Source organism: Neobacillus sp. GCM10027624, assembly GCF_042675345.1.
In the GTDB taxonomy this organism is placed as follows: Bacteria; Bacillota; Bacilli; order Bacillales; family Cytobacillaceae; genus Neobacillus; species Neobacillus cucumis_D.
On the sequence record NZ_JBHTHD010000008.1, the window covers coordinates 560,901 to 583,141 of the forward strand.

Sequence of the window (22,241 nt, forward strand, 5' to 3'; positions counted from 1 at the left end):
ATAACAAAAAAAAGAAGCATGAACTATTCCTCATGCTTCACCAAAATTTTCTTCATTTTACGGGAAAACTCTTTTCTTGGGATTAATACGCTGTGCCCGCAGCCTTCACATTTAATCCTCACATCCATACCCATTCGGATAATTTTCCAACGATTGGTTCCGCATGGATGCTGCTTTTTCATTTCGACCACATCATTGAGGGCAAATTCCTTTTGCTCCATGTTCTTATACTCCTTTCCTTATTTCTTAGGCTCTGTACTATTTGAATAGGCAACAAGCTTGGGAAGAGGAATTTCAATTCCATGCTGATCCAATAGGAGCTTGATTTCCTTGCGAATCATTCTTGAGATATAGACTTGCTTCGTTGGCAGGGTTTCTGCCACTATTCTTAAAATTATCTCTGTTGAACTCATATTTTGAATTCCCAACAGCTCTGGCGTTTTAATTAAATCTTCATAATGGTCCGGTAATGTCTCTAACAGCTCCCCAATAACCTTCTCCGCCTTTTCAACATCTTCCCCATATGCAATGGCCACGTCTACTACAGCCACACTATTATTAATTGAAAAATTGGTTACCTGGGTAATACTTCCGTTTGGGAGGATATGAATTTCACCTGTCCAGCTTTTAAGTTTTGTCGTTCTTAATCCTATCGTTTCGACATTCCCTTCAAATTCTCCTACCCGGATATGATCCCCAACGGCAAATTGGTCTTCGAAAATAATAAAAAATCCTGAAAGAATATCTTTAACAAGACTTTGCGCTCCAAAACCCACGGCTAAGCCGACAATCCCTGCTCCGGCAAGCAACGCCTTCACATCGATTGTTAAAACGGAAAGGATCATCAAAAAGGAAATAAAGTAAACCACATAGGATAGAACGCTATCTAGAAGCCTTGAAAGTGTTTCTTCCCTGCGCTCAACCGTTCTGAATGGAGAACGATTGCGAATTTTAAAGATGTTATGAATCATGACTTTACCAATTCGAATTAAAATATTAGAAATGATTAAAATGGCAATGATTTTAATTAGGCCTTCACCCATTGTAAGCCATGTATCTTCATTTTGAAATTTATCAATAATCTTTTGCATGCCTTTTTCAGTAAAACTCATCTATACACCTACCTAACTTCCATCATCCATCTATTTTAACAAGTTTTCATTTTTTATTATAGTCCTGAGTTTCAAAAGGGTTTTGCATTCTTCCATGTATAGAATTCCCAAAAAATCCGTATACTAATAAAAATATATTGTCAAGATTTTGGAGGGGACTTAATGAATCTCAAAGCAGGTTTTTTTGATCGAAAAGCGAAAACTCGTATATGCTATGATGATTTCCATGCAGCGGAAAACCTTGCTGAGGAATTACGTTTAAAAATTCCTGATTCGTCTGAACGTCCTATTGTTTTTGTATGTATCGGCACGGATCGTTCGACAGGAGATTCCTTAGGTCCTCTTGTAGGAAGCCTGTTAGAGGAGAAGAACCTTCAATCCTTTTACGTTTACGGAACATTAGATGAACCGATTCATGCGGTAAATCTTAAAGAAAAATTAACTGAAATTCAAAATAAGCATGACAACCCATTTATTATTGGAATTGATGCCTGCCTTGGCCGTGTTAAAAATGTTGGTGTAATCCAGCTTGGAGACGGACCTGTGAAGCCCGGCGCAGGCGTGAACAAAGAGCTTCCGGCAGTAGGAGAGCTACATATTACCGGAATTGTCAATGTAAGCGGGTTTATGGAGTTTTTCGTTTTGCAAAATACACGATTAAACCTTGTTATGAAAATGGCAAAGACGATTGCAGGTGGAATCTATCAAGCGAGTCTTCCTAATCCAAAGGAAAGCTGGAATGAGGTCAATTGGGAGTGGGAAGAAGAACAAACAAAAGCAATCGGTGATTAACAGCCGATTGCTTTTTAAAATGGATTAAAAGAAATGATGATAATTATATAGTACTGTAACGATCACTCCTGTTACGAGAATACCAGGGAGGAGGTTAGCGACTTTAATTTTTATCATACCGGTAAGATTTAAACCAATGGCAAAAATCATCACCCCGCCAGTAGCTGTCATTTCAACAATAAATTGATCCATTAAGGCATGCGGCACAAAACGGTCAATTTGGGTGGCAAACAAGGCAATTACCCCTTCATAAAGCAGGACCGGAACTGCCGAAAATAAAACACCAATTCCAAGTGTTGTCGTTAAAATCAAAGCCGTAAATCCATCAATAATCGATTTGGTGTACAGGACATCGTGATCCCCACGGATTCCGCTGTCAAGTGCCCCGATAATCGCCATTGCCCCAATTACAAAGATTAAGGTTGCTGTAACAAACCCTTCAGAGATACTTCCTTTTCCATTAGAGCCCACCTTACTCTCCAGCCAGTGCCCTAAATCATTCAGCTTTTCTTCTAATTTAAAAAGCTCCCCAATTACAGCACCCATAACTAGACTTAAGATCACGATTAGGAAATTTTCACTTTTTAAGCCCATCTGAAGCCCCAGAACCATGACAGACAATCCAATCGCATACATAACGGTAGTTTTCATACTCTCTGGAATCCGGTTTAATAGCTTTCCAAGAAGACTTCCAATAATAATTAATGCACCATTTACAAGCGTTCCTAATAAAAACATTTACTGATTCCCCTATTATTCGTCTCTCGAAGTATTTAATAGTATTAAATTATCATATTTTATTTTGAAATGAAAGATTTTTAAAATTATTACCAAATACAATATATTGAAGATAACAACAACTAACATACAATATATTGTGTTGGTAAAAAAATAAACCATCTATTGATGGTTTAGACAGAGGATTCTTGGTCAAGAATTTCAAGGATACGTTCCAAATCCTCTTGTGAGAAGAATTCAATTTCAATTTTCCCTTTATTTTTCGAATGCTTAATATTAACTGTCGTGCCAAACCGCTCACGGAGAAAATGCTCACGTTCCTGTAAAAAGACATCCTTTTTCTTTTCAGGCTTTTTTGTTTCACGTGAAACATTATCATTTAATTGTTGAATAAGTTTTTCAAGCTGGCGGACGTTTAAGCCTTCGTTCATGACCTTTTCAACTAAAATTGGGAGCTTCTCCTTTTGACGTAGACCAAGTAAGGCACGGCCATGTCCCATGGAGATTTTCCCATTTGAAATTAACTCTTGAATTTTAGCCGGAAGAGAGAGGAGACGGACATGGTTCGCTACATGCGGACGACTTTTTCCTAATCGCTTTGCTACCTCTTCCTGTGTCAGTTTTAACTTTTCCATTAAGGTTTGATAAGCGATTGCCTCTTCAATCGGGCTTAAATCTTCCCGTTGAAGATTTTCAATTACAGCCAATTCCATCATTTGCTGCTCTGACAATTCGCGGACAACGGCAGGGACCGCTTGAAGCTTTGCTTCCTTTGCCGCCCTGAAACGTCTCTCGCCCACGACAATTTCATAGCCTTTAATGCTTTTCCTGACGACAAGAGGCTGGAGGATGCCATGCTCTAAAATGGATGCCTTTAATTCATCTATGGCCTCTTGTTGGAAGGTTTTCCTAGGTTGATACGGATTAGGACGCAATTCCTTCAATTTTATCTCTTGGACCGCTTCACCTTTATTAACCTCCATATTAGGAAAAAATGCATCAAGTCCTTTTCCTAATCCTTTAGCCATGCGAGACCACTTCCTTTGCCAAATCTAAATATACTTCGGCACCACGGGATCTAGCATCATAGGTGATAATTGGTTCTCCGTGGCTTGGCGCTTCACTTAAACGTACATTTCTCGGAATAATCGTTTTATATACCTTGTCCTGAAAATACTTCTTCACTTCTTCAATTACTTGAATCCCCAAATTTGTGCGGGCATCCAGCATCGTTAATAAAACACCTTCAATTTTTAAATCCTGATTTAAGTGCTTTTGAACAAGCCTAACGGTATTTAAAAGTTGGCTTAGCCCTTCTAATGCATAATACTCACACTGCACGGGAATTAACACTGCATCAGATGCTGTTAAGGCATTAATGGTCAGTAATCCGAGGGATGGCGGACAATCAATAATAATATAGTCAAATTGATCCTTTACCTCACCAAGAGCTCGTTTTAGTCTGACTTCGCGTGAAATGGTTGGTACTAACTCAATTTCCGCACCTGCGAGTTGAATGGTTGCTGGTACAGCATATAAATTTTCAACAGACGATGGCTTTATGACATTCTTCACTTCAACGTCGTCGACTAAAACATCATATATACACTGTTCTACTTCTGCCTTTTCAATTCCAATACCGCTTGTTGCATTTCCTTGCGGGTCAATGTCTACTAAAAGTACTCTTTTCCCTATGTATGCTAAGCAGGCGCCTAGGTTGACAGAGGTAGTCGTTTTGCCGACTCCGCCTTTTTGATTCGCGATTGCAATAACTTTGCCCACAATGTCACCTACCTTTTATCCTAATTCTTACTTATATTCTATCAAATATTCATCTATTAAACTGTTAATTTGCCATTACAAAGAAAATGACTATTTGCTATTTTCAAAAACAAAATGGCCATGGTAACTATTTTATCACGAAATAGATTTGTTTTTGTTTTTTTTCGAAAAATATTCATGCAAAGGATTATTTCAATAAATACCATTATCATCCAATCGATCATAAAAAAGGACCAAACAATTAATGTTTGATCCATCTGTCCATTATTCTATTTTTTCTTCGGAATTCGAATGGTGAATTGGTAGAATTCATCAAACTCTTCTTCCTCTGCATTAAGATCTATTCCACTATCTGAAACCATCGATAAGGATTGCCTAATTGTATTTACGGCAATTCGCATATCCTTACTGAATGCTTTTCTTTTTGGTTTTGGCTTTTGATTTTTTTGTTCAAGCAGTTTTACAACGCGGTCCTCAGTTTGCTTTACATTTAAGTTTCTCTCCATTATTTCCTGTAAAAGCAGGACCTGTTTCTCAGGATTCTTCAAAGGAATCAACGCACGGGCATGACGCTCCGTTATAATTTTATTTAATAATGCTTCCTGAATCTCCTGTGGCAACTTGAGCAGCCGAAGCTTGTTCGCTACGGTCGATTGCCCTTTTCCAAGACGCTGTGCTAAAGCCTCTTGGGTTAAATTATGAAGCTCCAGCAGTTTGCCATATGCAATTGCTTCTTCAATCGGTGAAAGTTCTTCCCGCTGCAGATTCTCAATTAAGGCAACAGAAGCTGTTTCAGTATCCGACATATTCTTAACAATCGCAGGAACCTCATCCCACCCCAGCTTTTTCATGGCACGCCAGCGCCGCTCACCGGCAATAATTTCGTACCGATCTTTGTCAAATTGTCTTACAACAATCGGCTGGATAATTCCATGAATATGAATGGTTCGTGACAATTCCTCAATTTTTTCATCATCAAAAACCGTCCGGGGCTGGAAACGATTTGGAAAGATATTGTCAATTGGTATCTTCTTAATTTCTTCATTTCTTTCACTTTCACTTTCAATTTCAAGTTCTTTCTCAAGTTCTAGGTCTTGTTCTCCCTTTTCGCCAAGACCAAAAAAGCGTGTAAACGAATGCCTCATCCCCAACACCACCTTTACGAAACTCCCTATTATTTATTCTCTATTCAAATAATATCTTCCTGCCATTCAAGGGTATTTTTCAAAAATTGATTCTGTTCCATTTTTTATTACTCAATCGGCATTTTACCAGGGGTACCTGGCTTACGCGGGTATTTCTTTGGAGTTTGTTTCTCTTTCTTAATGATCAAAATATTCCGTTCACTTTCTTCAATTGGTAATGTAAATGTAAACACCTTTTCCAATTTTCCGCCGAGGGTTGAAATGGCCTTTTGACCTGCTTCTAATTCATCTTTGGCATGCGCAGCTTTCATTGCGATAAAATGACCATCTATTTTCACAAGCGGCAAACATAGCTCACTTAAAACAGACATTCTGGCAACTGCTCTTGCCGTAACAACATCAAACGATTCTCGATATTTTGGATTCACTCCAAATGTTTCGGCGCGGTCATGGATAAATTGGACATTTTCCAACTTTAGGACACTTGCTAAATGGTTTAAAAATGAGATTCGCTTGTTGAGTGAATCAACAATTGTGATCTCTATTTGCGGAAAAGCAATTTTTAAAGGAATGCTCGGAAATCCGGCACCCGCCCCGACATCACATAGATGAAAGGTTTTTGTAAAGTCATAATAAAAGCCCGCGGTTATGGAGTCGTAAAAATGTTTTAAATACACATCGGCTTTATCCGTGATGGCTGTCAAATTCATTTTTTCGTTCCACTCAACAAGAGTTTCGTAATATATTTCAAATTGCTCCAACTGCCTTGAGGAAAGGGTAATTCCCTTTTCCCCCAGCATGGATTCAAATTGTTCAACATTCATCGATGAAATTCCTCGCTTATTTATTCATTTGCTACCCTGGCAATCCTGCCCTGTTCTAAATAAACAAGCAGAATGGAAATATCAGCAGGGTTTACCCCGGAAATTCTTGATGCTTGGGCAATCGATAACGGTTTAATTTTTTTCAACTTTTGTCTCGCCTCTGTTGCTAATCCGTTAATCGCATCATAATCAATATTTTCAGGAATTTTCTTATTCTCCATTTTCTTTAAGCGGTCAACCTGCTGAAGTGATTTTTCAATATATCCCTCATATTTAATTTGGATTTCAACTTGTTCTTTAATTTCAGTATCCAAAGTAACATCACTAGGGGTAAGACCCTCAATATGTTCATAGGACATTTCGGGACGTTTTAACAGGTCAGATGCACGAATGCCATCTTTTAGTTCACTGCCGCCCTGGCTTTTAATTAAATCCTGAACTTCCTTTGAAGGTTTGATGATTGATGACCATAATCGTTTCTTTTCAAGTTCAATCGCTTCTTTTTTAGCTAAAAATTGCTGATATCGTTCCTCACGGATTAATCCAATTTCATGGCCAATTTCCGTTAACCTTAAGTCAGCATTATCATGTCGTAAAAGAAGACGATATTCTGCACGTGATGTAAGCAGGCGATAGGGTTCATTTGTCCCCTTGGTAATCAGGTCATCAATTAAAACACCAATATACGCATCTGAGCGGCTTAGCACTAATTGCTCCAGGCCTAAAGCATTGAGTCCGGCATTAATTCCTGCCATGAGTCCTTGACCAGCTGCTTCCTCATATCCAGAGGTCCCATTAATTTGGCCAGCGGTGTAAAGATTTTTGACAATCTTTGTTTCGAGTGTCGGCCATAGCTGTGTTGGTACAATGGCATCATATTCGATAGCATAACCTGAGCGCATCATTTGAACATTTTCGAGACCAGGTATGGTTTTTAGGATTTGCTGTTGGACATCTTCCGGCAGACTTGTTGATAATCCCTGAACATATACTTCTTGTGTATTTCTTCCTTCCGGCTCAAGAAAAATTTGATGGCGCGGTTTGTCATTAAAGCGTACGACCTTGTCCTCAATGGATGGGCAATAACGCGGCCCTGTCCCCTTAATCATTCCAGAATACATCGGTGAACGATGGAGGTTCTGGTCGATTAATAGGTGGGTTTGTTCATTCGTATATGTTAACCAGCATGGGAGCTGGTCAGTAATGTATTGGGTTGTTTCATATGAAAAAGCTCGTGGGTGTTCATCCCCAGGTTGAATCTCTGTTTTGCTGTAATCAATCGTGTGGCTGTTAACTCTGGGTGGTGTCCCTGTTTTAAAACGAACAAGTTCAAAGCCAAGCTCTTCTAGATGCTCTGATAACTTAACAGCAGGCTGCTGGTTATTTGGACCACTTGAATATTTTAATTCACCAAGGATGATTTCCCCGCGAAGGTAGGTACCGGTCGTAATTACCACTGTTTTCGCACGGTAAGTTGCACCTGTTTTGGTAACGGCACCAACAACAACTCCGTCTTCGACAACCAGACGTTCAACCATTCCCTGTAAAAGAGTTAAATTCGATTCATTTTCAAGCGTATTTTTCATTTCATGTTGATAGGCAAATTTATCAGCTTGTGCCCTGAGTGCCCTTACTGCAGGACCTTTCCCTGTATTCAACATCCTCATTTGAATATAGGTTTTATCAATATTTTTACCCATTTCCCCGCCAAGTGCATCGATTTCACGCACCACAATCCCTTTTGCTGGTCCGCCAACAGAAGGATTACATGGCATGAAGGCCACCATATCGAGATTAATGGTAATCATTAATGTTTTTGCGCCAAGCCGTGCAGCCGCAAGACCGGCCTCACAGCCCGCATGACCTGCACCGACGACAATGACGTCGTAACTTCCTGCTTCGTATTGCATTAAAGGTTCCTCCAATTTCCGAATGTCTCGGAATGTAAAAAATTTATTTCTAATTTTATTTCCCTAAACAGAATTGTGAAAATAGCTGATCAATTAGGCTTTCATGGACACTATCGCCAATAACTTCCCCAAGCAGTTCCCAGACCCTTGTTAAATCGATTTGAACAATATCAATCGGAGTCCCCATCTCGACTCCGTCAATAGCTTCCTCAATCGAATGTATTGCTTGATTCAATAAAGCGATATGGCGGCTGTTTGAAACATAAGTCATATCCCCTGCATCAATTGAGCCGGCAAAAAATAATGAGGAGATAGCCTCTTCCAATTCGTCAACCCCACGGTCTTCGAGAAGAGAAGTTGTCACGAGCCTATGCCTTGCAGCTAGGTCCTTAACCCGATCTAAATCAATTTTCTGCGAAAGGTCAGTTTTGTTAACAATGACAATCACATCCATATCTTCAACAGCCTTAAATAGATTTTCATCCTCCATTGTTAACTCATCAGAATAATTTAAAACGAGCAAGATTAAATCGGCCTCTCGTAAAACCTGTCGGGAACGTTCAACCCCAATCCGTTCAACAATATCTTCAGTCTCCCTGATTCCCGCAGTATCTAAAAGTCTTAACGGTACACCTCTTACGTTGACATATTCTTCAATGACATCACGGGTTGTCCCTGGGATATCCGTGACAATTGCCTTATTTTCGTGAACCAAACTATTTAATAACGAAGATTTCCCTACGTTTGGGCGGCCAACAATAACCGTTGATAGGCCTTCACGTAAAATTTTCCCCTGCTGAGAGGTTTGCAAAAGCTTCTTAATTTCTTCCCGTACATAAGCCGCTTTTTCCTTCAGCATTTTATGAGTCATTTCCTCGACATCATCGTATTCAGGATAATCAATATTCACTTCCACATGGGCAAGGATTTCTAAAATTTCCTGGCGCAAACCGCGAATCAATCGCGATAATCTTCCTTCCATCTGCCCCAATGCGACGTTCATTGCCCGGTCTGTTTTTGCCCGGATTAAATCCATAACTGCTTCTGCCTGCGATAAATCGATGCGCCCATTTAAAAAAGCGCGCTTTGTAAATTCACCCGGTTCAGCAAGCCGTGCTCCATTATTTAATATAAGCTGCAACACCCGGTTAACAGAAACGATTCCACCGTGGCAATTAATTTCAACTACATCCTCTTTTGTAAAGGTTTTTGGCCCCTTCATAAGCGAAACCATTACTTCCTCCACCACTTGTCCATCTTTTGGATCAATTAGATGGCCATAATGAATCGTATGGGAAGCCATATCAACCAGCCTTTTCCCACTGATACTTTTAAAAACCTTATTAGCAATGTTAAAGGCATCATCACCACTTAATCGTACAATGGCGATTGCACCCTCACCCATCGGTGTCGAAATCGCCGCAATCGTATCAAACTCCATTGTTTTCACCTCTCTTACTTGCAAAAAATAATCTATAGAAGAAATGATATTTTGCTCCAAATTACTAGAATATCACATCAGTTTCAGTTAAAAAAGCAATCAGAATTATCCACAACGACAAGTATTTATCTTATATTTTAACTTATCCACATGTGAATAACAATAAAACAAACATTTTCTCAAAAAAAGTTACGCACAGGCTTTTAAAAACAAGAAATAGGAATAAGCGAAAAACAAAAAGGCACTTTATCGATTTGATAAAGTGCCTTTTTGTTTTTTTATTTAGATGGAGTTATCACAATGTACCGATGTGGTTCAGTTCCATCTGAAAAAGTCTTAACCCGTTTATTTTCAGATAACGCAGAATGAATAACTTTGCGTTCATAGGATGGCATCGGCTCCAGTGCCACATCTTTCCCAGTCTTAACAGCCTTTTGGGCAAGACGATGAGCTAATTGAATTAAAGTCTCATTCCTGCGGTTTCGGTAGTCTTCAGCATCCAAAATAACGGTCAAATATCGATTGGACGAGCGATTGATGACAAGCTGAGTTAAATACTGCAAGGAATTTAAGGTTTGTCCTCTTTTTCCGATTAATAGAGCAATCTTTTCCCCTGTTAAAACAAAATTAACTTGTTTTCCTTCGCGTTTTACTTCAATTTCAACCGGTGCTCCCATTTGTTCGCTGATGCTTTTCAGGAAATTTTGGGCTTCCTCAATTGGATCAATGACTACGGTAACCTTTACCACTGCCGGACGTGAACCAAAAATGCCAAAAATCCCCTTTTTTCCTTCATCGATAATGTCGATTTCTGCGCGGTCCTTCGTTGTTTGTAATTGAGCTAAAGCTGATTCTACTGCTTCTTCGACATTTTGTCCTGTAGCAGTTACCTGTTTCACTTCTTTGCTCCCCCCGCATTGCCCGTGGCTTGCGACTTAAGTTCCGGGCCTTTAATAAAATAGGTTTGAACAATCATAAAAATATTTCCGACTACCCAGTACAACGAAAGTGCAGCTGGAAAGTTAAACGCAAAAATGACAATCATAATCGGCATCATCCAAACCATCATCGCCATTTGTGGATTTTGGTTTTCCGTACCGGCCATCATCATTTTTTGCTGGATAAACGTCGTAACCCCTGCAATGATCGGTAAAATATAATAAGGATCCTTTTCACCTAAGTCAAACCATAAAAAACTGTCCTGGGCGATTTCCCTTGTTCTCGAGATTGCATGGTAAAAACCAATTAAAATCGGCATTTGAATGATTAATGGAAAACATCCTGCCATTGGGTTTACACCGTTTTTTTGGAAAAGTGCCATTGTTTCCTGCTGTAATTTTTGTTGAGTTTTTTGATCTTTAGAGCTGTATTTTTTTCTAAGTTCCGTTAACTGCGGCTGAAGCGCCTGCATCGCCTTCGAGCTTCTTGTCTGCTTAATCATAAGCGGCAAAATAACCAGGCGGATGAGGATTGTAACAACAATAATCGATAATCCAAAGCTTCCGCCAAGCAAATGAGCCACTTCTTTAATAAACCAAGATAATGGATAAACAATGTATTGATTCCAAAATCCCGTACTTTCTGATGTGATCGGCTGCTTAATCTGACTGCATCCCGTTAGGAACAGGAATAAAGAAAGCATCCCCGACAAAAGTAATATTCTTTTTTTCAACCAAATTTTCCTCCTTGTCCAAAAAATAAATATTTAATGTAAAAAATGTTATTTATGTATGTTTAACTTATAAATTATTTTACCATTTTCTTGTATAAAAAGTCTTATTACAAAGTAAATAAGGGAAATACTCAAATTATTGTCCTTTTAACGTTTCTTTAAAACCTTTCCTACCTTTAAAACATGCGTTAAGCTCTTTTTTACTTCAAAGAAGTCCATTTCCGCTGCAGGCTTTCTCGCGATAATGATGTAATCATTTTCTGCATGCAGCTGATCCTTTAATTCAAAAATTGCCTGCCGAATATATCGTTTTATTTGGTTTCTGGTAACGGCATTCCCAATTTTTTTGCTGACCGACAAGCCAATTCGAAAATTTTCCTGACCCTCTTTTTTTAATGAGTAGACAACAAATTGTCGATTTGCAAAGGAAAACCCCTTTTGAAAGGCTTCTTGAAACTCTTTATTTTTTTTGACCCTTAATTCTTTCCTCATCAAAACACCCTCAGTCTGAATAGTCTCAGTAATATTTTTCCCCTTAAATTAGAAAAAAGACCACTGAGACGTTTCAGTGGTCTAAGCTGATAATACTTTTCTTCCTTTTTGACGACGGCGAGCAAGAACTTTACGTCCGTTTGCTGAGCTCATACGACTGCGGAAACCGTGAACTTTACTGTGCTTACGTTTATTTGGTTGATATGTTCTTTTCATTATATGACACCTCCCTGAGGAATAGCTATCAAGTTTAATGCCTTTGACAGTCTTATTTATTATAAAGACGTCTACATAAGATTGTCAACTACTCTCGAGCTATTGTTCCTTATTTCCAATTTTTTTAACGTACATGATTTTGCTTTTTTTTTTAAAACTAAAGTCAAGGATCAGATTATCCTCTCATTTTTTGCTTGTGGATAAGTAATCGACATTTTTTTTGCACATTTCACAAGTTATCGACAGTTTTTTCACAAAGCCAATACTTGTGGACAATTTTTACCCACAGGATGCCCCTCTTGTGGATAAACTGCGAAAAAGCATTGCACCTCTTGCTATTATTTGATATTATATTTGTGTTTTCACTCTGAATAACTTTGCCCTAATTTATCTTTATCCACAGTTTGTGGATATCTTGTGGATAGGTTGTTCAAGTGTACTGCAGAAACTTGTCCACAGGAAGTGGATATTGTCGAAACTCCACTTTATTTCCTTATTATATATTTTTCCACAACCACTGTTTCGTATATTTATAAATTAATAGATTGTACAGCTTGTATAACTTGGTTTTTCACGGAACTTTCGGGGCTAGACTTTATTATCTAAAGTGAAGTTACACGATTTATCATTTTGAAAAGGAGGGGAAACTCGTTGGAAAATATTGCGGATCTTTGGAATGCAGCGCTGGCTAATATAGAGAAAAAAATTAGCAAGCCTAGCTTTGATACCTGGCTCAAGTCGACAAAAGCTCATTCCCTACAAGGAAATCTCCTTGTAATCACTGCACCGAATGAATTTGCACGTGATTGGCTCGAGGAGCGCTATTCCCAGTTAATCGCAGGTATTCTCTATGAAATTACCGGAGAAGAACTATCTGTGAAATTTATTATTCCGCATAATCAAAATGAGGAAGAAATGGATGTACCGGCGCCTCCAAAAAAGGCAAAAAAGGAAGAAGATCAAAATGACTTTCCGCAAAACATCTTAAATCCTAAGTACCTTTTTGATACGTTCGTAATCGGTTCAGGGAACCGTTTTGCTCATGCAGCATCGCTAGCTGTAGCTGAAGCACCGGCAAAGGCCTATAATCCTTTATTTATATACGGTGGAGTAGGATTGGGTAAAACCCACTTAATGCATGCGATTGGCCATTATGTATTGGATCATAATCCAGCGGCAAAAGTCGTTTATTTATCATCAGAAAAATTTACAAATGAATTTATTAACTCGATTCGTGACAATAAAGCTGAAAGCTTTAGAAATAAATATCGAAATGTTGATGTCCTGCTAATAGATGATATTCAATTTTTGGCCGGAAAAGAATCGACCCAAGAGGAATTCTTCCATACTTTTAATGCTCTTCACGAGGAAAGCAAACAAATTATTATTTCAAGTGACCGTCCACCAAGAGAAATTCCAACCTTGGAAGACCGTCTGCGTTCACGTTTTGAATGGGGGCTCATTACCGATATTACACCACCTGATCTCGAAACAAGGATTGCCATCCTCCGCAAGAAAGCAAAAGCAGAAGGATTGGATATTCCGAATGAGGTCATGTTGTACATCGCCAATCAAATTGATTCAAACATCCGTGAACTCGAAGGTGCGCTTATTCGGGTTGTCGCTTATTCATCATTAATTAATAAGGATATAAATGCAGACTTAGCAGCAGAAGCATTGAAGGACATCATTCCAAGCTCTAAACCAAAGGTGGTTACCATTCTTGATATTCAAAGAGTTGTTGGTGAGCAGTTTGGCGTTAAGCTGGAGGATTTTAAAGCAAAAAAACGGACAAAGTCAGTTGCTTTCCCGAGGCAAATTGCGATGTATTTATCACGGGAATTAACGGACCACTCCCTCCCAAAAATAGGAGAAGAGTTTGGCGGCAGAGATCATACTACCGTCATCCATGCCCATGAAAAAATTTCAAAAATGCTGCAAAGCGATTCACAGCTGCAAAAGCAAATGAAAGAATTAAATGAACTGTTAAAGGTTTAAATTACAAGGTTAATTATGTGAATAACTTTTACCCATTCATGCACAGTCTGTCCACATGTGGATAGGCTGTGTTTCCTTTGATAAAATAGGGTTATCCACATATCAACAGGCCCTACTAGTACTTCTACTATTTTTTTAAAAAATATTATTATATGTTATCGTCATTAAAAATATGCTTAATCGGAGGAATTTCTAAAATGAGATTTATCATTCAACGGGACCGCCTCGTTCAAAGTGTTCAAGATGTGATGAAGGCAGTCACTTCCAGAACAACTATTCCAATTTTAACGGGAATTAAAATTACTGCTGCAGAGGAAGGGGTTACCCTAACAGGAAGTGACTCGGATATATCGATTGAATCTTTTATTCCAAAAGAAGAGGCTGGGGATGAAATCGTTGAGATCATACAAACCGGGGCCATTGTTTTGCAAGCAAAGTTTTTTAGTGAAATTGTAAAGAAACTCCCGACAGATACAGTTGAAATTGAAGTACTTGGTTCGCTGCAAACGGTTATACGCTCAGGAAAATCTGAATTTAACTTAAATGGCCTTGATGCAGAGGAATATCCACACCTCCCGCAAATTGAGGAAAATAATAAATTCCATATTGCAACAGATCTATTAAAAGCAATGATCAGGCAAACGGTGTTCGCTGTGTCCACCTCAGAAACACGCCCCATCTTGACAGGTGTAAACTGGAAGATCGAAAACGGGGAGTTAATCTGTATTGCAACAGATAGCCATCGCTTGGCATTAAGGAAAGTAAGAATTGAAGCAGAAAATAGTGAGACCTATAATGTGGTAATCCCAGGAAAGAGTTTGAATGAATTAAGTAAGATTATTGATGATTCCAATGAATTAATTGACATAGTGATAACAGAAAATCAAATTTTATTTAAAGCGAAACATTTATTGTTCTTCTCAAGACTGTTAGAAGGCAACTATCCGGATACTTCCCGATTGATTCCAAATGAAAGCAAAACGGATGTAACTGTAAATACAAAGGCATTCTTACAGGCTATTGATCGTGCGTCTTTGCTTGCTCGTGAAGGTAGAAATAATGTTGTTAAATTCACAACAAATGAGGGAGGAATCATCGAGGTTTCTTCTAATACACCTGAGGTTGGTAAGGTTGTCGAAGAGATTCAAAGCCAATCGATTGAAGGCGAGGAATTAAAAATTTCCTTTAGTGCAAAATATATGATGGATGCGTTAAAAGCATTGGAGGGCACTGATATTTGTATCAGTTTTACCGGAGCGATGCGGCCCTTCCTTATTCGCCCGCTTCATGATGAAACAACCCTGCAACTAATTTTACCGGTAAGAACGTACTAAAAAGACCTAAGTGCTGGACTGGGTCATTCTCAAAGTCCAGGATGAATTTTTATAAAAAAATATAGAGCTGCCACAATAAATGGCAGCTTTTTTTAGATTTCTTTGTATCTAACTGATTTTTTTAGTAAAATAAAGTATTGAGATCATTTTTTGAAATGAGTGATTAATTATGTCTGCCAAAATAGAAATAGACACAGAATTTATTACATTAGGGCAATTTCTTAAACTAGCGGATGTGATTCAAACCGGTGGAATGGCAAAATGGTTTTTAAGTGAGCATCAAATTATTATTAATGGTGAACAAGATCAAAGAAGAGGAAGAAAACTTCGTCGAGGGGACAAGGTGAAAATACCTGGATTCGGAGAATTCCTTATTACGGAAAAATAGAGGATGTTACGTTCATGTATATTGAACAATTAGCCTTAAAAGATTATCGGAACTATGAAACATTATCCGTTGAATTCGAAAATAAAGTGAATGTGATCTTGGGTGAAAATGCCCAAGGGAAAACCAATGTAATGGAGTCCATCTATGTTTTAGCCATGGCTAAATCCCATCGGACCTCAAATGACAAAGATCTTATTCGTTGGGATCAAGAGTATGCTAAAATAGAAGGTAGAATCCAAAAACAGTATAGTTCTTTGCCACTGCAACTGGTGATTTCCAAAAAGGGGAAAAAGGCAAAGTGCAATCACATTGAACAACAGAAATTGAGTCAATATGTCGGAAACCTTAATGTCGTTATGTTTGCGCCGGAGGATCTAAACTTGGTAAAGGGCAGTCCACAGGTGAGAAGGCGCTTTATTGATATGGAAATTGGTCAGGTATCACCAGTCTATTTACATGATATGAGTCAATATCAAAAAATACTTCAACAGAGAAATCATTTTTTGAAAATGATGCAAATAAAAAAACAGTCTGACCAAACAATGCTCGAAATATTAACGGACCAGTTTATTGAAACAGCGGTGAAAATCATTAATAAGCGATTTGAGTTCCTGCAGCTGCTTCAAAAATGGGCAGAGCCTATCCATAGCGGCATCTCCAGAGGGGTAGAATCGCTTAAAATTGAGTACAAACCATCGGTGGATGTATTAGAAGGCCAAGATTTGTCGAAAATGGTAGCATCCTTTGAAGAAAAATTCAACAAGGTTAAAACAAGAGAGATAGAACGCGGGACAACTCTGTTTGGTCCCCATCGTGACGATCTATTGTTTTTCGTCAATAATCGGGATGTGCAAACCTTCGGATCACAGGGGCAGCAGCGGACAACCGCTCTTTCTGTTAAACTTGCCGAAATTGAATTAATTCATTCACAGATAGGCGAGTTTCCAATCTTACTCCTTGATGATGTGTTATCAGAATTAGATGACTATCGTCAGTCACATCTGCTTAATACCATTCAAGGAAGGGTTCAGACATTTGTAACAACAACAAGTGTTGATGGAATTCACCATCAAACATTAAAAGATGCTTCAACATTTGAAGTAGAATCCGGTGTGATCAAGAAAGTGGATTGAGGTGGGAGTGTGTATATTCATATTGGGGAGGATTTAAATATCAGGGCAAGGGACATTATTTCGATTCTAGATAAAGAGAGTGCAAAATCTTCTGTGATGGTAGAGGAGTTTTTACTTCAGCATGAAGATAAAGTCATTAACCTTTCAAAAAACCCCTATAAGTCGGTCGTGATAACCTCCGACAAAATTTTTTTATCCCCAATTGCTTCCGGGACCTTAAAGAAACGTTCAAGTCAAAAAAATCAATCAGATTTATAAAGACGTATAAATAATCTTCTACTTTTGAAATATAGTTTGACTTTGTAAGAAAGTGCAGGTGAAAAGCTTTGACAATGGAACAAAACACAGTTCAAGAACAAGCATATGAAGCCGACCAGATACAAGTGTTAGAAGGACTTGAGGCTGTTCGAAAAAGACCGGGGATGTATATTGGGTCGACAAGCGGTAAAGGTCTTCACCACCTTGTTTGGGAAATCGTTGATAATAGTATTGATGAGGCTTTGGCAGGATATTGTACTGAAATTAATGTCATCATTGAAAAAGATAACAGTATTACCGTAAAGGATAATGGCCGGGGAATCCCTGTTGGAATCCAGGAAAAAATGGGAAGGCCTGCTGTTGAAGTTATCATGACGGTACTTCACGCCGGAGGGAAATTTGGCGGCGGCGGATACAAAGTATCCGGAGGGCTACATGGTGTAGGTGCCTCCGTTGTAAATGCACTGTCAACAGAACTTGAGGTTTTTGTTCATCGTGACGGTCATATTCACTATCAAAAATATGAACGCGGAGTTCCGGTTGCCGATTTAAAAATCATTGGGGAAACCGATATAACCGGTACAATCACACGTTTTAGACCGGACGGAGAAATTTTTACCGAAACATTGGAATACGATTACGATACCCTTGCAACACGGATTCGTGAGCTTGCTTTCCTTAACAGGGGCTTAAGAATAACCATTGAAGATAAACGTGTTGAAAATAAAAAGAGTGAGTACCATTATGAAGGCGGTATTAAATCGTATGTTGAACATTTAAACCGTACAAAGGAAGTCATTTTTGAAGACCCAATTTATATCGAGGGTGAACGTGACGGAATTAGTATCGAAGTGGCTCTTCAATATAATGAGGGATATACAGAGAGTATCTACTCCTTTGCAAACAATATTCATACTTACGAAGGCGGAACACATGAGTCGGGCTTTAAAACCGCTTTGACGAGGGTTATAAATGATTATGCTCGGAAAAATGGTTTAATTAAAGAGGCAGATGCCAATCTTTCAGGTGAAGATGTTCGGGAAGGTCTAACTGCTATCGTTTCGATTAAGCACCCTGACCCGCAATTTGAAGGACAAACCAAAACCAAGCTTGGCAACTCTGAAGTAAGAGCTATTACAGATGCGTTATTTGCAAGCCATTTTGATAAGTTCCTTTTGGAAAACCCAATAGTAGCAAAGAAGATTGTAGAAAAGGGTTTAATGGCGGCTAGAGCAAGACTAGCGGCAAAAAAGGCGAGGGAATTAACGAGACGTAAAAGTGCTTTAGAAGTATCCAGTTTACCTGGGAAATTAGCGGATTGTTCTTCAAAGGATCCTTCTGAGAGTGAAATATATATCGTTGAGGGTGACTCAGCGGGCGGTTCAGCGAAGCAAGGCCGAGATCGTCATTTCCAAGCGATTCTTCCGCTAAGAGGAAAGATTCTCAATGTAGAAAAGGCACGTCTAGACAAAATTCTATCTAACAACGAAGTCAGAGCGATGATTACGGCAATTGGAACAGGCATTGGAGAAGATTTTGATATTTCAAAAGCCAGGTACCATAAAGTAGTCATTATGACAGATGCCGATGTTGACGGAGCACATATTCGTACACTCATCTTAACCTTCTTCTACCGTTATATGAGACAGATTTTAGAAGCTGGTTATATCTATATAGCTCAGCCTCCTTTGTATAAAGTCCAACAAGGAAAACGAGTTGAGTATGCCTATAATGACAAAGAACTTGATAAGATCTTTGCAGAGCTCCCAAGTGCGCCAAAGCCTAATATTCAGCGTTATAAAGGTTTAGGTGAGATGAATCCTGAACAATTGTGGGAAACAACCATGGATCCTTCTTCAAGAACTATGCTTCAGGTTAGTCTAGAAGATGCGATAGAAGCGGATGAAACCTTTGAAATGCTAATGGGTGAGAAGGTAGAACCACGCCGTAACTTTATCGAAGAAAACGCAAAATACGTTAAGAATTTAGATATCTAAAACAAGCTCCAGCGCCTCGAGGGGCTGTAACTAATACAATAAGAAAAGAAAGCAACATGCTAGATTGATTAAAAGGGTAGAGGGGTGACCACTATCCTCCTTTTTTCGTTTACCTGCCTATCAGTGTGAACGTTTCAAGGCTATTTTCACCCCGAATAGGAGGTTTTCAAAAATGTCTGAAACATCAAATCCTCAAATTAAAGAAATAAATATTAGTCAGGAGATGAAATCATCTTTCCTTGACTATGCAATGAGTGTCATTGTTTCCCGTGCACTTCCAGATGTACGTGATGGGCTGAAACCTGTCCATCGCCGTATTCTTTATGCAATGCATGATCTAGGAATCCATTCAGACAAACCATATAAAAAATCGGCTCGTATCGTTGGTGATGTTATTGGTAAATATCATCCCCACGGCGACTCAGCTGTTTATGAAACAATGGTTCGGATGGCCCAGGATTTTAACTACCGCTATATGCTTGTTGATGGTCATGGAAACTTTGGTTCGGTAGACGGCGACGCGGCGGCAGCGATGCGTTATACAGAATCAAGAATGTCGAAGATCTCAATGGAATTATTACGAGATATCAACAAGGATACCATTGATTATCAGCCAAACTATGATGGTGAAGAAAGAGAACCAGTTGTTCTGCCAGCCAGATTTCCTAATCTATTAGTCAATGGAACAACAGGGATCGCCGTTGGTATGGCAACAAATATCCCGCCTCACCAGCTTGGCGAAGTCATTGATGGAGTATTAGCTGTCAGTCATGACCCGGAAATAACGACCCAAGAATTGATGGAAATTATTCCTGGTCCAGATTTTCCAACCGGTGGTATTATTCTTGGACGAAGTGGAATCCGCAAAGCATACGAAACCGGCAGAGGCTCTATCACTGTTCGTGCAAAAGTAGAAATAGAACAAAAATCAAATGGTAAAGAAGTTATCATTGTCAATGAGTTACCATACCAAGTAAATAAAGCAAAGTTAATTGAAAAAATTGCTGAATTAGCCCGTGATAAAAAAATTGAAGGGATAACAGATCTAAGGGATGAATCCGACCGCAGAGGGATGCGTATTGTTATTGAGGTTCGTAAGGATGCAAATGCTAACGTTCTTTTAAATAACTTATATAAACAAACTGCGCTGCAAACTAGCTTTGGTATCAATACATTGGCCCTGGTTGACGGACATCCGAGGGTATTGAATCTTAAACAATGTTTAGTTTATTACTTAGATCACCAAAAGGTAGTTATTCGCCGCAGAACTGAATTTGAATTGCGAAAGGCAGAAGCGCGAGCCCATATTTTAGAGGGATTGCGTATTGCCTTAGATAACTTGGATGCGGTAATTAACTTAATTCGCAGCTCGCAAACAACCGATATTGCCCGAGAAGGCTTAATGACCCAATTTAACCTTTCTGAAAAGCAAGCCCAAGCTATTTTAGATATGCGTTTGCAGCGTTTAACAGGTTTAGAAAGAGAAAAGATTGAGGATGAATATCAAAGCCTAGTTAAGCTAATTGCTGAATTAAAAGCGATCTTAGCAGATGAAGAAAAGGTTCTGGAAATTATTCGTGAGGAACTACTAGAAATTAAAGAACGGTTTAATGATAAACGCCGTACTGAAATTGCAGTTGGCGGCATTGAAAATATTGAGGATGAGGATTTAATCCCGCGTGAAAATATTGTCATTACCTTAACACATAATGGTTATATCAAACGCCTTCCTGTCTCTACTTATCGTGCCCAAAAACGGGGCGGCCGGGGTATTCAGGGAATGGGAACAAATGAAGATGATTTTGTTGAACATCTCATTACTACATCCACACATGATACGATTCTCTTCTTTACGAACAAAGGGAAAGTATATCGATCAAAAGGATATGAGATTCCTGAATACAGCCGGACGGCTAAAGGAATTCCAATTATTAACCTGCTCGGTGTAGAAAAAGGAGAATGGGTGAATGCAATCATCCCTGTCGAGGAATTTGTAGATGATTGGTTCTTGTTCTTTACAACTAAAGAAGGAATCTCAAAACGATCACCATTAACGTCATTCGCTCATATCCGTAATAATGGCTTGATTGCCTTAAATTTACGGGAGGGCGATGAGCTCATTTCAGCTCGCCTAACGGATGGCAATAAGCACATTATCATTGGAACTCAAAAAGGGATGCTCATCCGCTTCCCAGAGACTGATGTAAGGTCAATGGGCAGAACAGCCACAGGTGTAAAAGGAATTACGTTAGAAAGTGATGATGAAGTCGTTGGCATGGAAGTGTTAGAAGAGAATAACGACGTCCTGATTGTAACCAAAAATGGTTATGGAAAACGTACTCCGGCAGCTGAATACCGTATCCAAGGCAGAGGCGGGAAAGGTATTAAGACTTGCCATATTACCGAGAAAAATGGTGATCTTGTCTCGATGAGGGCCGTAACCGGTGAAGAAGATCTAATGCTCATTACCACTGGCGGTGTGCTAATCCGTATAGATGTTGGCGGAATTTCTACAATGGGAAGAAATACGATTGGTGTAAAACTAATCAGTATGAGAGAAAATGAACATGAATTTGTTGCAACCGTAGCGAAGGTGGAAAAGGAAGAAGAAGAAGAAGAAACAAATGAAGATGCAAATGATACAAATGAAAGTGCAGTTGAAGGGAACCTTGAAGTGAATGAGAATACATCTGAAGAGGTTCAACCGATTAAAGAAGAAGATGAATAATAATAGAGGCGAAGAGGAACACTTAAGTTGTTCCTCTCTTTTTATTTTATCCTTGATTCCCCGAGGAGAACCTGATATAATCATTTAGGTCGGCATAAGAACTTTGTCTTATGAAAAGAAAAAGATAAAAAAAGATGTTGACGAAGTACTGAATGAATGGTATATTAATAAAGTCGCTTTTGGGTGACCAAGAGAAAATGATCTTTGAAAACTAAACAAACAAAAACGTCAACAAACAATAATATTCATTTCTTTTGAAATGAAGCCAACGTAACAAATGA

The 22,241-nt window shown here is 38.8% G+C and carries 21 protein-coding genes; 8 read left to right on the forward strand and 13 right to left on the reverse strand.

Annotation, left to right across the window (positions count from 1 at the left end; translation table 11 throughout):
• Positions 1-23: 23 nt before the first annotated feature.
• Positions 24-221 carry a DUF951 domain-containing protein gene (locus tag ACFQZ9_RS13940; protein ID WP_133332798.1) on the reverse strand — a complete coding sequence of 66 codons (198 nt, stop codon included), beginning with the start codon at positions 219-221 and terminating at the stop codon, positions 24-26.
• A gap of 18 nt (positions 222-239) precedes the next feature.
• Positions 240-1,112: a mechanosensitive ion channel family protein gene (locus ACFQZ9_RS13945; protein WP_498944249.1), complete on the reverse strand. Its 873-nt coding sequence runs from the start codon at positions 1,110-1,112 to the stop codon at positions 240-242.
• A 162-nt stretch (positions 1,113-1,274) separates the two neighbouring features.
• Between ACFQZ9_RS13945 and yyaC the strand changes: the two genes are divergently transcribed.
• Positions 1,275-1,904: a spore protease YyaC gene (gene yyaC / locus ACFQZ9_RS13950; protein ID WP_498944250.1), complete on the forward strand. Its 630-nt coding sequence runs from the start codon at positions 1,275-1,277 to the stop codon at positions 1,902-1,904.
• 24 nt (positions 1,905-1,928) lie between these two features.
• Here the strand turns inward: yyaC and ACFQZ9_RS13955 are convergent, their stop codons facing one another.
• From ACFQZ9_RS13955 to rpmH, 11 genes are all read right to left on the reverse strand, one after another.
• Positions 1,929-2,642 carry a DUF554 domain-containing protein gene (locus ACFQZ9_RS13955; RefSeq protein WP_498944251.1) on the reverse strand — a complete coding sequence of 238 codons (714 nt, stop codon included), beginning with the start codon at positions 2,640-2,642 and terminating at the stop codon, positions 1,929-1,931.
• A gap of 173 nt (positions 2,643-2,815) precedes the next feature.
• The gene (locus tag ACFQZ9_RS13960; protein WP_198311018.1) at positions 2,816-3,670 is read right to left on the reverse strand and encodes a ParB/RepB/Spo0J family partition protein; all 855 of its coding nucleotides are present in this window, start codon (positions 3,668-3,670) and stop codon (positions 2,816-2,818) included.
• Positions 3,663-4,424, reverse strand: a complete 762-nt coding sequence (locus tag ACFQZ9_RS13965) for a ParA family protein (protein WP_026573823.1) — start codon at positions 4,422-4,424, stop codon at positions 3,663-3,665. The genes ACFQZ9_RS13960 and ACFQZ9_RS13965 overlap by 8 nt, the downstream gene beginning before the upstream one ends.
• 269 nt (positions 4,425-4,693) lie before the next feature.
• Entirely contained in the window at positions 4,694-5,569 is an 876-nt protein-coding gene (noc, locus tag ACFQZ9_RS13970) for a nucleoid occlusion protein (RefSeq protein ID WP_498944252.1), read from the reverse strand.
• A gap of 107 nt (positions 5,570-5,676) precedes the next feature.
• On the reverse strand, positions 5,677-6,393 hold the full coding sequence (gene rsmG / locus ACFQZ9_RS13975; protein ID WP_498944253.1) for a 16S rRNA (guanine(527)-N(7))-methyltransferase RsmG: 717 nt from the start codon (positions 6,391-6,393) through the stop codon (positions 5,677-5,679).
• Positions 6,394-6,413: 20 nt separating this feature from the next.
• On the reverse strand, positions 6,414-8,303 hold the full coding sequence (gene mnmG, locus ACFQZ9_RS13980) for a tRNA uridine-5-carboxymethylaminomethyl(34) synthesis enzyme MnmG (RefSeq protein WP_498944254.1): 1,890 nt from the start codon (positions 8,301-8,303) through the stop codon (positions 6,414-6,416).
• A gap of 55 nt (positions 8,304-8,358) precedes the next feature.
• Entirely contained in the window at positions 8,359-9,744 is a 1,386-nt protein-coding gene (gene mnmE, locus ACFQZ9_RS13985; protein ID WP_498944255.1) for a tRNA uridine-5-carboxymethylaminomethyl(34) synthesis GTPase MnmE, read from the reverse strand.
• A gap of 278 nt (positions 9,745-10,022) precedes the next feature.
• Complete coding sequence (gene jag, locus ACFQZ9_RS13990) at positions 10,023-10,643, reverse strand: RNA-binding cell elongation regulator Jag/EloR (RefSeq protein ID WP_198311024.1); 621 nt, start codon at positions 10,641-10,643, stop codon at positions 10,023-10,025.
• Entirely contained in the window at positions 10,640-11,416 is a 777-nt protein-coding gene (gene spoIIIJ, locus ACFQZ9_RS13995) for a YidC family membrane integrase SpoIIIJ (protein WP_498944256.1), read from the reverse strand. The genes jag and spoIIIJ overlap by 4 nt, the downstream gene beginning before the upstream one ends.
• A 147-nt stretch (positions 11,417-11,563) precedes the next feature.
• Positions 11,564-11,908: a ribonuclease P protein component gene (gene rnpA, locus ACFQZ9_RS14000; protein WP_498944257.1), complete on the reverse strand. Its 345-nt coding sequence runs from the start codon at positions 11,906-11,908 to the stop codon at positions 11,564-11,566.
• Between the two features lie 81 nt (positions 11,909-11,989).
• Complete coding sequence (gene rpmH, locus ACFQZ9_RS14005; protein ID WP_063255153.1) at positions 11,990-12,124, reverse strand: 50S ribosomal protein L34; 135 nt, start codon at positions 12,122-12,124, stop codon at positions 11,990-11,992.
• Between the two features lie 651 nt (positions 12,125-12,775).
• On the opposite strand from rpmH, the gene dnaA reads away from it, so the two are divergent.
• From dnaA to gyrA, 7 genes are all read left to right on the forward strand, one after another.
• Positions 12,776-14,122: a chromosomal replication initiator protein DnaA gene (gene dnaA / locus ACFQZ9_RS14010; protein ID WP_198311026.1), complete on the forward strand. Its 1,347-nt coding sequence runs from the start codon at positions 12,776-12,778 to the stop codon at positions 14,120-14,122.
• A gap of 197 nt (positions 14,123-14,319) precedes the next feature.
• Positions 14,320-15,456, forward strand: a complete 1,137-nt coding sequence (dnaN, locus tag ACFQZ9_RS14015) for a DNA polymerase III subunit beta (RefSeq protein WP_198311027.1) — start codon at positions 14,320-14,322, stop codon at positions 15,454-15,456.
• Positions 15,457-15,625: 169 nt separating this feature from the next.
• Positions 15,626-15,844 carry an RNA-binding S4 domain-containing protein gene (gene yaaA, locus ACFQZ9_RS14020; protein ID WP_498944258.1) on the forward strand — a complete coding sequence of 73 codons (219 nt, stop codon included), beginning with the start codon at positions 15,626-15,628 and terminating at the stop codon, positions 15,842-15,844.
• Positions 15,845-15,858: 14 nt separating this feature from the next.
• Complete coding sequence (gene recF / locus ACFQZ9_RS14025; protein ID WP_498944259.1) at positions 15,859-16,977, forward strand: DNA replication/repair protein RecF; 1,119 nt, start codon at positions 15,859-15,861, stop codon at positions 16,975-16,977.
• A 9-nt stretch (positions 16,978-16,986) separates the two neighbouring features.
• Positions 16,987-17,235 carry an extracellular matrix regulator RemB gene (gene remB, locus ACFQZ9_RS14030; RefSeq protein WP_198311030.1) on the forward strand — a complete coding sequence of 83 codons (249 nt, stop codon included), beginning with the start codon at positions 16,987-16,989 and terminating at the stop codon, positions 17,233-17,235.
• Between the two features lie 74 nt (positions 17,236-17,309).
• Positions 17,310-19,232 carry a DNA topoisomerase (ATP-hydrolyzing) subunit B gene (gyrB, locus tag ACFQZ9_RS14035; protein ID WP_198311031.1) on the forward strand — a complete coding sequence of 641 codons (1,923 nt, stop codon included), beginning with the start codon at positions 17,310-17,312 and terminating at the stop codon, positions 19,230-19,232.
• Positions 19,233-19,404: 172 nt separating this feature from the next.
• Positions 19,405-21,960, forward strand: a complete 2,556-nt coding sequence (gene gyrA / locus ACFQZ9_RS14040; RefSeq protein ID WP_498944260.1) for a DNA gyrase subunit A — start codon at positions 19,405-19,407, stop codon at positions 21,958-21,960.
• Positions 21,961-22,241 lie beyond the last annotated feature (281 nt).

Excerpts from the sequence above, each read along its gene's own strand:
- ACFQZ9_RS13940 (WP_133332798.1), bottom strand. The coding sequence starts at position 221 with ATGGAGCAAAAGGAATTTGCCCTCAATGATGTGGTCGAAATGAAAAAG.
- ACFQZ9_RS13945 (WP_498944249.1), bottom strand. The coding sequence starts at position 1,112 with ATGAGTTTTACTGAAAAAGGCATGCAAAAGATTATTGATAAATTTCAA.
- yyaC (WP_498944250.1), top strand. The coding sequence starts at position 1,275 with ATGAATCTCAAAGCAGGTTTTTTTGATCGAAAAGCGAAAACTCGTATA.
- ACFQZ9_RS13955 (WP_498944251.1), bottom strand. The coding sequence starts at position 2,642 with ATGTTTTTATTAGGAACGCTTGTAAATGGTGCATTAATTATTATTGGA.
- ACFQZ9_RS13960 (WP_198311018.1), bottom strand. The coding sequence starts at position 3,670 with ATGGCTAAAGGATTAGGAAAAGGACTTGATGCATTTTTTCCTAATATG.
- noc (WP_498944252.1), bottom strand. The coding sequence starts at position 5,569 with ATGAGGCATTCGTTTACACGCTTTTTTGGTCTTGGCGAAAAGGGAGAA.
- rsmG (WP_498944253.1), bottom strand. The coding sequence starts at position 6,393 with ATGAATGTTGAACAATTTGAATCCATGCTGGGGGAAAAGGGAATTACC.
- mnmG (WP_498944254.1), bottom strand. The coding sequence starts at position 8,303 with ATGCAATACGAAGCAGGAAGTTACGACGTCATTGTCGTCGGTGCAGGT.
- mnmE (WP_498944255.1), bottom strand. The coding sequence starts at position 9,744 with ATGGAGTTTGATACGATTGCGGCGATTTCGACACCGATGGGTGAGGGT.
- rnpA (WP_498944257.1), bottom strand. The coding sequence starts at position 11,908 with ATGAGGAAAGAATTAAGGGTCAAAAAAAATAAAGAGTTTCAAGAAGCC.
- rpmH (WP_063255153.1), bottom strand. The coding sequence starts at position 12,124 with ATGAAAAGAACATATCAACCAAATAAACGTAAGCACAGTAAAGTTCAC.
- dnaN (WP_198311027.1), top strand. The coding sequence starts at position 14,320 with ATGAGATTTATCATTCAACGGGACCGCCTCGTTCAAAGTGTTCAAGAT.
- yaaA (WP_498944258.1), top strand. The coding sequence starts at position 15,626 with ATGTCTGCCAAAATAGAAATAGACACAGAATTTATTACATTAGGGCAA.
- recF (WP_498944259.1), top strand. The coding sequence starts at position 15,859 with ATGTATATTGAACAATTAGCCTTAAAAGATTATCGGAACTATGAAACA.
- gyrB (WP_198311031.1), top strand. The coding sequence starts at position 17,310 with ATGGAACAAAACACAGTTCAAGAACAAGCATATGAAGCCGACCAGATA.
- gyrA (WP_498944260.1), top strand. The coding sequence starts at position 19,405 with ATGTCTGAAACATCAAATCCTCAAATTAAAGAAATAAATATTAGTCAG.